Below are 11759 nucleotides of genomic sequence, written 5' to 3' on the forward strand. Positions count from 1 at the left end.
GCAAGTCACTGAAGAGTAGTCATTAGTTTATAGAAAACACCCACTCCTCAATAGGAGTGGGTGTTGTTTTGCTTATTTTAATTTTTAGATGCTTCTTGAAACTCTGGGTTTTGCCAAGCTTCGTTAATAATATCCTTAAGCTGATCTGCAGAAGCTTGCATTTTTTGAAGTTCTGCATCGTTTAAAGGAATGTTTACTGGACGGACAATTCCGTGAGCGCCAACGATGGCAGGCTGACCGATAAACACGCCTTCAACGCCTTGGTATTGGCCTTCCTGGAAAACAGAAAGTGGAAGAACAGCATTTTCATCATCCAGAATGGCTTTGGTGATGCGGGCAAGCGCAACGGCGATACCGTAGAAAGTAGCACCTTTCTTGTTGATAATAGAGTAAGCAGCATCACGGACAGAAACGAAGAGATCAACAAGGCCTTGCTCATCAACATCGCGATTATCCTGAAGCCATTGCTCAAGTTTGACACCTGCAACGTTGGCATGTGACCAAACAGCAAATTCAGAGTCACCATGTTCACCCATAATGTAGGCATGGACAGAACGGGCATCGATACCAATCTTATCAGCTAAAGCTTGACGGAATCGAGCAGAGTCAAGGGAAGTACCTGAACCGATGACACGTTCTTTAGGGAATCCAGAGAACTTCCATGTTGAATAGGTCAGGATATCAACTGGATTGGCTGCAACAAGAAAAATACCATTGAAACCAGACTCAACAACCTGTGTGACAATTGATTTATTGATTGCAAGGTTTTTACCAACAAGATCAAGGCGAGTTTCACCTGGTTTTTGAGGAGCACCAGCTGTGATGACAACAAGATCGGCATCAGCGCAGTCTTCGTACTTAGCAGCGTAGATTTTTTTGGGTGATGTAAAAGCAAGTGCGTGGCTGAGGTCTTCAGCATCACCGACAGCTTTTTCAAATAATTGAGGAATCTCAATAATACCAAGTTCTTGCGCAATTCCTTGAGTGACAAGGGCAAAAGCATATGAAGAACCGACAGCTCCGTCACCGACAAGGATGACTTTTTTATGTTGTTTAGTTGCAGTCATGTCTAAACATCTCCTTAATATTTTTTGGGAAAAACCCTATACGCCTATATTCTATCACTTTTTAATTCTGATGTCACTAGGAAATTAGGAAAGTCAATGAAAACAGACTGAAAGTGCTGAAAAAACTGGCTTTTTATGGTATAATATAGGGGAGTTTTAAACTAGAAAAGGGGCATTTTTTAATGCAAGACAGACATTTAGTTGATGTTAATCTGACAAGCGAGATGAAAACTAGTTTCATCGATTATGCCATGAGTGTTATTGTGGCAAGGGCCCTGCCAGATGTACGTGATGGCTTAAAACCTGTTCATCGCCGTATCTTATATGGAATGAACGAACTGGGGGTAACTCCAGATAAACCTCATAAAAAATCAGCCCGTATTACTGGGGATGTTATGGGTAAATATCACCCTCATGGGGATTCATCAATTTATGAAGCTATGGTGAGGATGGCCCAATGGTGGTCCTATCGCTATATGCTTGTTGATGGTCACGGGAACTTTGGTTCTATGGACGGTGACGGAGCGGCCGCTCAGCGTTATACAGAAGCTCGGATGAGTAAAATTGCTCTGGAAATGCTGCGTGACATCAATAAAAATACGGTCGATTTTGCGGATAACTACGATGGCAGCGAACGTGAACCTCTTGTCTTGCCTGCGCGTTTTCCTAATCTTTTAGTTAACGGAGCAACCGGTATCGCTGTGGGGATGGCGACCAATATCCCGCCACATAATTTGGGAGAAACCATTGATGCTGTCAAGATGCTCATTGATAATGAGGAGGTTTCCACCAGAGAATTGATGGAGGTTCTTCCGGGACCAGATTTCCCGACAGGTGCGCTTGTTATGGGGAGAAGCGGTATTCACCGTGCCTATGAGACAGGTAAAGGATCAATTGTTCTAAGAGCTCGTACTGAGATCGAGGAGACCAAATCAGGTCGAGAACGTATTGTTGTTACTGAGTTTCCTTATATGGTCAATAAAACGAAGGTGCATGAGCATATCGTTCGTTTGGCACAGGAGAAACGGATTGAAGGGATTACAGCGGTTCGTGACGAGTCAAGCCGTGAAGGGGTTCGTTTTGTCATTGAAGTTCGTCGTGATGCCAGTGCCACCGTCATCTTAAACAATCTTTTCAAATTGACCAGCCTTCAGACCAACTTTAGCTTTAATATGCTGGCGATTGAAAATGGTGTCCCTAAGATACTGTCACTCAAGGAAATCTTAGCCAATTATATCGCCCATCAGAAAGAAGTTATTGTTCGACGGACGCAGTTTGACAAGGAAAAAGCAGAAAGTCGCGCTCACATCTTGGAAGGTCTGCTGATTGCTCTGGATCATCTGGATGAGGTAATCACCATCATCCGAAACAGCGAGACGGATACAATCGCTCAGACAGAATTGATGCAGCGTTTTAATCTATCTGAACGTCAAAGTCAGGCCATCTTAGATATGCGCTTGCGTCGTTTGACTGGCTTGGAACGGGACAAAATTCAGTCTGAATATGATGATTTAATCGCCTTGATTGCTGATTTGGCTGATATTTTAGCCAAACCAGAACGTGTGATTACAATTATAAAAGAAGAACTGGATGAGGTTAAGCGCAAGTTTAATGATGATCGCCGGACAGAACTCATGGTCGGAGAGGTGCTTTCTCTTGAAGATGAAGATTTAATCGAAGAAGAGGATGTTCTGATTACTTTATCGAATAAGGGTTATATCAAACGCTTGGCTCAGGATGAGTTTCGTTCACAAAAACGTGGTGGCCGTGGTGTTCAGGGAACAGGTGTTAATGATGACGATTTTGTCCGTGAGTTGGTGTCAACAAGTACACATGACAGCATGCTTTTCTTCACTAACCAAGGAAAGGTCTACTCGTTGAAGGGATATGAAGTCCCAGAGTACGGCCGTACAGCCAAGGGACTGCCGATTGTCAACTTACTGCGTTTAGATGAAGGAGAAACCATCCAGACGATTATCAATGTCAATAAGGAAGATAGTAAGGACAGATACCTCTTCTTTACCACAAAACAAGGAATCGTTAAGCGGACGGATGTCTCAGCATTTGCAAATATTCGACAAAATGGTCTGCGTGCCCTTAACCTCAAAGATGGCGATGAATTGATTAATGTGCTTCTGACAAATGGACAAGAAGATGTCATCATTGGAACCAAGCTGGGCTATTCAGTACGCTTTAAAGAGGACTTAGTTCGTAATATGGGGCGTACCGCGACAGGCGTTAGAGGTGTGAATCTTCGTGAAAATGACCTGGTCATCGGAGCAGCTGTCATCACAGACCATCAAGACGTCTTGACTCTCACCGAAAAAGGCTATGGCAAGCAAACACCGGCTTCAGAATATCCGCAAAAAGGACGGGGCGGTAAAGGGATTAAAACTGCTAATATCACCGCTAAAAATGGTCCTCTGGCAGGTCTTGTTACGGTAGCTGGTGATGAAGACATTATGGTGATTACGAATACGGGTGTTATTATTCGGACAAACGTTGCCAATATCTCCCAAACTGGGCGTGCAGCTATGGGAGTTCGTGTGATGCGTCTGGATCAGAATGCTAAAATCGTGACCTTTGCGCTTGTCAAACCTGAAGATCACCAAGAAGATGAGATTACAGAAGAAAATGAGTAAGAATGCAATGAAAAGAAGTCAAAAAAATGTGAAAAAGAGAAGATGGATTGCCAATAGCTTCTTTCTCCTCCTGGTTGTTCTTGGTCTGGCGCTAATCTTTAATAAACCTATCCGAAATGCCATTATTGCTTGGAATACAAATCGTTATCAAGTTTCCAATGTCAGTAAGAAAGATATTGATAAGAATAAGTCAGCCAAAACGAGCTATGATTTTGACAAGGTCGAATCTATCAGTACCGAAAAAGTCTTAGCGGCTCAGATGGCAGCTCAAAAATTACCTGTTATCGGTGGAATTGCCATCCCTGATTTAAAAGTGAATCTGCCTATTTTCAAGGGACTGGACAATGCTGGTCTGTATTACGGAGCCGGCACGATGAAGGAAAACCAAGTCATGGGAGAGAATAACTATGCCTTGGCCAGTCACCATGTTTTTGGGATGACAGGATCTTCACAGATGCTCTTTTCGCCTTTGGAGAGGGCTAAAGCAGGGATGAAAATCTACCTCACCGATAAAAATAAGATATACACTTATGTCATCACCCAAGTTCAGACGGTTGAGCCAGAGCATGTTGAAGTGATTGATGACGAGCCAGGAAAGACGGAAATTACTCTCGTTACCTGTACGGATGCTGAAGCAACAGCTCGAACAATTGTTCATGGTACTTACGAAGGTGAGGTTAGTTTCAGCAAGGCTTCAAAGACAGTTAAAAAAGCCTTCCGTCAGACCTACAATCAGATGCAACTTTAAAAGCTCGCTTCTAGCGAGTTTTTAAACATTTAAAGGAGAAGTAGATGAAATTAGATCAGATTCACCATATTGCCTTCATTGTTTCAGACTATGATAAATCTTATGATTTTTATGTCCATAAGCTGGGTTTTGAGGTTATTCGTGAGAATTACAGGCCTGAGCGTCAGGATTATAAGCTAGATCTCAAGTGTGGCAGTATTGAATTAGAGATCTTTGGTAGCAAGACCTCAGATCCTAGTTACAGTGCCCCTCCAGAACGCGTTTCTTGGCCTAGAGAAGCCTGTGGTCTTCGACATCTTGCCTTTCAGGTGGATGATGTTGAAGCTGTTCGAAAAGAACTAATGAATCTGGGAATCCCTGTAGAGGAGCTTCGCTATGATGACTATACAGGTAAAAAGATGGCTTTCTTTTTTGATCCGGACAATCTTCCTTTGGAATTACACGAATAAGAGAAAAGCCGCATTCAGCGGCTTTTAAAATCCCCAAATAAGAAAACGAAGCAGCCATAAGAGGCTTAGATGCAACGGGTAGAAGATATAGAAGGACCATTTAACCCAAGTTGGGGAATAGCCTCGATGACCATTATAAGCATCCAATAAGGGGATGACAAGCAGCATACCTATCATGGAGGAATCACTGATTAAAGTGTATAGGTCCCTCTCCGAAATGTAGGTTAGGACGGCTAAGCCTAGAAAGGCAAGAGAGATGATCAGAATAGGCCGAACATAACCCCGCTCTTCCTGTCGATTTCGATAGAATAAAGCAATTATCACGACCCCTAAACTATTCCAATCTGAATGAACAGTTAATAAAGCGGCAACGATAACTAGGGGGAAAAAATGGGCAGGGAACTTTTCTAAGCAGCAAAGCAGGCCAAAGCCTATAAACAGCGTGAAAAAAATATTATTAAAAAGATAGAAAGGCTGATCATACATAAAAAGACAGTGAAAGGGAAGGGCAGAGATAAGACCAAATAGCCCCAATCTCAAGGCATACTTGATGCGATTTTGGCTGTATTGAAAGCCTTGAACTAATAAATAAGCCATGATGGGAAAAGTGAGTTTGCCAATCACCTCGGTCAGAAAGAAAGTCGGATAGGAATAATGGTAAATCTCAAACGTATGCCCAATATGATTGATAAGCATGGCCATAATGGCAATTATTTTAAGAGGAAAAGCAGATAATCGTTTGGTCATAGCAAGCTCCTTAAGTTAGTAAGATTATAACAAAGCCTTTTAAACACTGTCTACAGTTTTTAGTGTTTTTAACAACTTACCTTATGATATAATGGAAGTCTAGGAGATGAAAAAGTGTTTTATTTAAGAAAGGAATTTAAAAATGAAATTCAAAAAAATACTTGCAGGGGGAGCTCTATTAGCAGCTTCTTTGCTGTTGGTCACGACAGCGAAAGCCAGCAGTTCCAATTCAGTACAGAATGTCATCGATGAATCCTATGTTCAGCCGGATTATGTCCTAGGCTATTCTTTGAGTGACAGTCAGCGGACAGAGACCCTGAACCTTCTGGGCTATGACTCGGCTAAAGATACCAGTATTAAAACCCTGACAACCTCTAGTTATGCTTCCATCATGAATGTGGCAGATGATAGCAGCTTGCAGCTGTACTCTTCTGTTAGAATTCAAAAATTAGGCAGTAAAGAAACGCTGACCGTTGAGATTGTAACACCAGATAATATTACCAAGGTCACACAGGATATGTATCGAAATGCAGCTGTTACCCTAGGAATCGAGCATGCTAAAATCTCAGTAGCAGCTCCTATTGCCGTTACCGGAGAATCAGCCTTGGCAGGAATTTATTATTCCTTGGAGGAAAATGGAGCAACCGTTTCGGATGAGAGCAAGGAATTGGCTCAGGAGGAATTGAATGCTCTTTCTGAGATTAACGCAGCCAACCAAGGGAAAGAAGGCTATGATGCTGATAAACTCAATGTTGCGATGACTGATATCAAATCTGCTGTTGCCGAAAAAGGAAGCAGTCTCAGTAAGGATGATGTTAAAAAGATTGTTGAAGATACTTTGGACAATTACGGCCTAAAATCATCGATGACAAGCAGCCAGATTAACATCATTGTCAATTTTGCTTTCAACCTGTCTAATAGTAACGTGATTAAGAACTCAGGTTTCCAGTCTACCCTAAATGATCTGAAAGATAGTATTGTATCAAAAGCAAAATCAACTTTCAGCGATATTAATCTTAATTTTGACGCTTCAAAAGCAACAGAGACAGCGAAAGGAATCTGGCAACAGATAGTTGATTTCTTCAAGAGTCTCTTTGGGCAATAATCAATCAAAAGAGTTAGGATGTTGAATCCTAACTCTTTTGATAATGCTCCAGTAGTTCTGTCAAGAGTTCTGCTAATTTGCTATCCAATTCAGGACGGTATAAGCGAGGGCTGACATGATCTAGTTGATTAAAAGCCTCTGTCACATTTTCAGCCAAATCCTTCCCTTTGGGCGTTAGGAGGATCTGTTTCAGACGCTCATCACGCTTGGGGGAGAAACGTAAAATAAGCTGTTTTCTTTCCAGTTGCTTCAGGACGTTAGCAGTAGTGGCTTCAGACTTTCCTAAGTAGCTAGCGATTTCCTTTTGAGGTGCATGAGGTTGCGTAGTCAAAAAGTGGATCACATGGGATTGGGCAGTGGTTAGTCCGCTCTCCTTTATTCTTTGATAGATAAAGGCTTCCTGATAAATAGCGATGTGTCGTATGAGTTCTGAGAGGCTCTGTTGTTCCATAAATCAAGTATAGCACTACAAACTTGTAATTACAAGTGTTTTTTAGAAAGGAAGTTGAAGGTTTTCCGAATAACTTGTAATTACAAGTTATTCGGAAATTAATGTTTTCTCTAGCAGAAAAGTGGTAAACTTAGAGTGAACCACTAAAATGGAATGGAGGAGCTATTAATGACAGAAGTTTGGGATGCTTATGATGAGAATAGGAAATTAATTCCTGATAAGTTTATTATCAGGGAAAATTTTTCGACAATGGATGCTTTTCATTTAGTGGTAGACGTATTGGTCATTCATCAAGACAGCTCTTTGCTCTTTATGCACCGTTCAGCTGATAAGGAGTCCAATCCGAACCTTTATGAAGCGAGCGCTGGCGGCTCTGTTTTGAAAGGGGAAAATTCCCAAGAGGCAGCAATTAGGGAAGTTAAAGAAGAGACAGGGCTTGATCTTTATCGTTTGGACTTGCTTTATCAATACAGTAATCCTGAGCACCATGGCCATTATGATCGGTATTTGGCAAGAACTGATTGCCCTAAGCATTCGATCGTCTACCAAGAAGGAGAAACAGATGGTCACATCTGGGTAAAACCTGAAGAGCTAGAATCTTTTTTTGCTACACATAAAGTCTTACCAGGACATGAAACAGAGCTGCGTCTTTTGTTTGGATTAGATTAAAGATAAGGAAAGGTCATAATGGGTTAAGTCATTTTTCATGAACTTAACTCAATTGACCTTGTTTTCCTAAAAAGTTCTGTTATACTTAGGGCAGAAGAATATCATGAAGGACTGCAGTAAGTAGTAAGGAGATAAATATGGTTGAAAAACTGAAGTATGATGAATATGTCATTCAAATCAGACACCTAGAGAAGAAATACGGCAAGCATTTTGGAGTCAAAGACGTGAGTTTTGATGTTAAAAAAGGCGAAATCTTTGGCTTTTTAGGATCTAATGGTGCCGGTAAATCCACGACAATTCGTTGCCTCTTAGGGTTGATTGGCTACCAAAAAGGTGAAATTACACTTTTTGAAGATGAGTATGATGACTTGGTTGAGGAGTTGGATCATATTGGTTATATGCCTTCGGAAGCGATGTTTTATCCTGCTATGAAGGTGAAAAATGTTATTAAGCTGGCTGCTAAAATGCGAGGAAAGGACTGTCGTGAAGAAGCAGAACGCTTGATTAAACTCTTGGATGTTCCTGTTCATAAGAAAATTGAAGATCTGTCAACAGGAAACCGTAAGAAAGTGGCGATTATCTGTGCCCTGCAACACCAGCCGGAATTGATTATCCTAGATGAGCCGACTTCGGGGCTTGATCCGCTGATGCAGGAGCGTTTCTTTGGACTCATCAAAGAAGCCTGTGCCAATGGCGCAACTTGTCTATTATCTTCCCATAATCTCTCGGAAGTCAAAAACTATTGTGATCGTGTGGCCGTTATTAAAGAAGGTGAGATGGTTACGGTTGATAATGTTGAACATCTTACCCATACCCTCTTACGCAAGGTGACGGTTTGGAAGGACGGCCTACAGAAGACCTATGACTATACCGGTTCAACTAAGGATCTGCTCAAACAATTAGAAGAAGTGCAGCCGGATGATGTCTTGATTGAGGAGCCATCTTTGGAATCCTTGTTTATGAATTTTTATCAGGAGGAGAAGGCATGATCTTACTAGGACATGAATTAAAAGCCAATGTAAAAAGTCTCTTGATTTGGTCCCTGACCATAGCGGTTTGTTCGGCAGGTCTTGTTCTCATGTTTGAGAGTGTGGCGGATGGGATGAAAGACGTTGCTGCCTCTTTTTCTCAGATGGGAGATTTTTCTAAGGCCTTTGGGATGGATAAACTGAATATTTCCACCCTTAACGGCTATTACGCAACAGAGGTTGCCCGAATTATTACAATCGGTGGTGCCATGTATGCGGCGCTTATCGGAATCAGTATCCTATCCAAAGAAGAGGAAGAGCATACTGCAGAATTCCTCTACACTTTTCCGCGTCGTCGTTCTTATATCTTGGTTTGGAAATACATGAGCCTCCTTGTCCTCTTGCTTTTCTTTAATCTTATCACGACTGGCGCAGAGGTAGTGAGTTTCTTCTTTGTCAATGGCAAGATTGACATGGAAGATTTTGCTGTTTACCATGCTTTAACCTTGCTGATGGAAATTGAAATCGCAAGTTTCTGTTTCCTGCTGTCAGCTTTTAATAAACGCAGACAGGTAGGGTTAGCTATGGGGATTGCTATTATAGCTTATTTAGCTGATATTATGTGCCGTATCGTGCCTGATATCGAATTTATCAAGTACCTGACACCTTTTTACTTTAGCAATGTTGCTGATATCTTTTCTCATGCTGATTTAGAGTTTATCGGCATGGGCGTAGCTGTTTTAGTGACGGTTATCAGCTATCTACTAGCTTTGACAATTAACAGCAGACGAGATTTGAAAGTTTGAGCCTGACCATAAAAAACTAAAGCGTATGATGAGCTTGGGATTATTTTGTCCGAGGCTCTTTTTCTATATAACAGTAATGTAAAACAGTTTTGGTCATGCGTCTAAATGTATCTTTTTAGGGAGGTCAGGATAAGGCTTTTTCTAATGGATGATCTATTTTCCCTGGTTATTTGATCCCCCTAGTAGCCGATACTATTATCTGCTATAATAAGAGAGGCATTTATTAAAAATGTTAGAATAAACATGAGAAAGTCAATGAAGGATGTTTAAAAAACTTAAAGAGAGAATGGCCTTGCAAGGAAAGGTTATTTGGCTTTATACTCACTATCAGCTGGTGTCTAAGCTGATTATGGGGCTGCTGGTTTTTCCAGTTTTTTCAGCTCTCAGCAACTATCTGATTCGCAGTACAGGAAGAACCAATATTTCCAGCGGTGATTTTATGCCTTTTCTGCTGAGTTGGCAGGGGGTAGCTGTTTTGGTTTTGGGCCTTTTGGTGGTTATCCTGATTCTGGGGATAGACATCAATGCCTTTATCGCCATGTCTGCTCTTCTTGAAGAAGGGAGAACCCCTATCAGGGTCAGAGATATGTTGGTGGTAGGCCTTAAATCTGTCCGCTACTTTTTCACGCCGAGAGGCTTGCTGCTGGCACTTTATGTTGCCTTGGTTCTGCCTTTGCTTGGGATAGGAATCAGTTTGGCACCTTTTCAGAATCTAGCCATTCCTAATTTTATCAGCTCAGTCATCTTCAACACACCGCTTTACTTGACAATTTACCTGGTAACGCTTTTTCTGCTGACTATCCTTAGTTGTCTCTATATCTTTACGCTGCACTATATCATTATCATGGACAAGGGGGTAGGAGAAGCGCTTAAAGCTTCAAGGCTCTTGATGGCTAAGCATTGGAAGTCCTTTGTGAAGGACTATCTCCTTGCTATTCTCAAGTTTTTATCGTCTGGAGCTTTGCTTTTAGCTCTTACAGTCGGATTGTTATGGCTTCTTAGTCGATCTGCTGTCTCTGGGGTTTTCTCCCAAAAGTCATGGTTGATTTTTTCCGTCTTGATTGTTGCAGAGTTACTGGCTTATCTGCTCTTTTTGGGTGTTCCGCTGATGGTAGGAATGATTACCAGACTTTTTTATCACTATCAGAAGGAGGAAGGAATCGAGGTCCGTCTGCTATTTGGGAACCGAGGCCTAGGCAAGGGGAAGGATGCGGCCGGCAGTCGGCTGCAAACATGGGGGAAGATGTTGTTAGTCACACTCTCTCTTGGATTGATTATTCTAGTGAATGCTGGCTTCGCAGTAATAACGGCACCACATTTTAAGGCTATTTTTGCGCAGTCGCATCAAGTCGAGATTATTGCCCATAGAGGTGGAGGTGATTTAGGAGCGGAAAATACGATAGAGGGGCTTGAACGTGCGATCCAGGAAAAGGTTGCCGGTGTAGAAATCGATGTTCAGAGGACGAGAGATAATCATTATATTCTCAATCATGATACAACATTTAAAAGACTGACGGGTGTCGATAAGAAAGCGCAAGAGATGACCTATAGTGAGATTAAAAAACTTCGGGTAACAAATGCTTTTGATTCTCGAAAATCGCCTCAGCCTGTAGCCAGTTTGGAGGAGACCTTAGATACGGCTAAAGGGAAAATCAATTTATTGGTAGAACTTAAAGGTGAAACGGCCGATAAGCAGATGGTAGATGATGTCGTTAAAATGATTAAAGCGCGTGATATGGTGAAGGAGACGGTCCTTTTATCGTTGGACTACTCGCTTATTCAGTATATGACGAAGGCTTATCCGGAAATGAAAACAGGCTATCTGTACTATTTTACAACTGGTAATCTAAAAGACTTAGAGGGCGATTATCTTATTATGGAAGAGCGCGAAGCAACCCCAGAAAAGATAGAAGAAGTTCAGGCGGCAGGCAAGAAGGCTATCGTTTGGACAGTCAATACCGAAGAGTCCATCAACACCTTTATCCATTCTCAGGCCGATGGAGTCATCACTGATTATGTGAAGGATGTTCAGAAAGCCGTTGAGACCTCTAAAAAGCGTTCCGATTTAGAAGTCTTGCTGGACAATTTGCTGATATTTTAGCTGAAC

11 protein-coding genes are annotated in these 11759 nt (G+C 41.7%); 8 read left to right on the forward strand and 3 right to left on the reverse strand.

Annotation, left to right across the window (positions count from 1 at the left end; all coding sequences use genetic code 11):
* Positions 1-77: 77 nt before the first annotated feature.
* Complete coding sequence (locus A3GY_RS0102155; protein WP_018029756.1) at positions 78-1067, reverse strand: L-lactate dehydrogenase; 990 nt, start codon at positions 1065-1067, stop codon at positions 78-80.
* A 182-nt stretch (positions 1068-1249) separates the two neighbouring features.
* Here A3GY_RS0102155 and gyrA point away from each other — a divergent pair, with 182 nt between their 5' ends.
* The 3 genes from gyrA to gloA2 are packed head-to-tail and all read left to right on the forward strand — an operon-like array spanning position 1250 to position 4906.
* Positions 1250-3709: a DNA gyrase subunit A gene (gyrA, locus tag A3GY_RS0102160; RefSeq protein ID WP_018029757.1), complete on the forward strand. Its 2460-nt coding sequence runs from the start codon at positions 1250-1252 to the stop codon at positions 3707-3709.
* Positions 3710-3716: 7 nt separating this feature from the next.
* Positions 3717-4457 carry a class A sortase gene (locus A3GY_RS0102165; RefSeq protein WP_026161881.1) on the forward strand — a complete coding sequence of 247 codons (741 nt, stop codon included), beginning with the start codon at positions 3717-3719 and terminating at the stop codon, positions 4455-4457.
* A 44-nt stretch (positions 4458-4501) separates the two neighbouring features.
* The gene (gene gloA2, locus A3GY_RS0102170) at positions 4502-4906 is read left to right on the forward strand and encodes an SMU1112c/YaeR family gloxylase I-like metalloprotein (protein ID WP_018029759.1); all 405 of its coding nucleotides are present in this window, start codon (positions 4502-4504) and stop codon (positions 4904-4906) included.
* 24 nt (positions 4907-4930) lie between these two features.
* Here gloA2 and A3GY_RS0102175 read toward each other — a convergent pair whose 3' ends face one another.
* Positions 4931-5653 carry a TraX family protein gene (locus tag A3GY_RS0102175; protein ID WP_018029760.1) on the reverse strand — a complete coding sequence of 241 codons (723 nt, stop codon included), beginning with the start codon at positions 5651-5653 and terminating at the stop codon, positions 4931-4933.
* A gap of 142 nt (positions 5654-5795) precedes the next feature.
* Between A3GY_RS0102175 and A3GY_RS0102180 the strand changes: the two genes are divergently transcribed.
* Positions 5796-6758 (forward strand): DUF1002 domain-containing protein, encoded by a 963-nt coding sequence (locus tag A3GY_RS0102180; RefSeq protein ID WP_018029761.1) that lies wholly within the window; start codon positions 5796-5798, stop codon positions 6756-6758.
* Positions 6759-6786: 28 nt separating this feature from the next.
* Here the strand turns inward: A3GY_RS0102180 and A3GY_RS09590 are convergent, their stop codons facing one another.
* Positions 6787-7209 carry a MarR family winged helix-turn-helix transcriptional regulator gene (locus tag A3GY_RS09590; protein WP_081601029.1) on the reverse strand — a complete coding sequence of 141 codons (423 nt, stop codon included), beginning with the start codon at positions 7207-7209 and terminating at the stop codon, positions 6787-6789.
* Between the two features lie 168 nt (positions 7210-7377).
* On the opposite strand from A3GY_RS09590, the gene A3GY_RS0102190 reads away from it, so the two are divergent.
* From A3GY_RS0102190 to A3GY_RS0102205, 4 genes are all read left to right on the forward strand, one after another.
* On the forward strand, positions 7378-7878 hold the full coding sequence (locus tag A3GY_RS0102190; RefSeq protein WP_018029763.1) for an NUDIX hydrolase: 501 nt from the start codon (positions 7378-7380) through the stop codon (positions 7876-7878).
* A gap of 137 nt (positions 7879-8015) precedes the next feature.
* Positions 8016-8867 (forward strand): ABC transporter ATP-binding protein, encoded by an 852-nt coding sequence (locus A3GY_RS0102195; RefSeq protein ID WP_018029764.1) that lies wholly within the window; start codon positions 8016-8018, stop codon positions 8865-8867.
* Positions 8864-9652, forward strand: coding sequence for an ABC transporter permease subunit (locus A3GY_RS0102200; protein ID WP_018029765.1), 789 nt, complete (start codon positions 8864-8866; stop codon positions 9650-9652). Before A3GY_RS0102195 ends, A3GY_RS0102200 begins: the two co-directional genes overlap by 4 nt.
* Before the next feature lie 262 nt (positions 9653-9914).
* Positions 9915-11753 carry a glycerophosphodiester phosphodiesterase family protein gene (locus A3GY_RS0102205; RefSeq protein ID WP_018029766.1) on the forward strand — a complete coding sequence of 613 codons (1839 nt, stop codon included), beginning with the start codon at positions 9915-9917 and terminating at the stop codon, positions 11751-11753.
* The last annotated feature ends 6 nt before the right edge of the window (positions 11754-11759 follow it).

The organism is Streptococcus ferus DSM 20646 (genome assembly GCF_000372425.1).
GTDB lineage: Bacteria > Bacillota > Bacilli > Lactobacillales > Streptococcaceae > Streptococcus > Streptococcus ferus.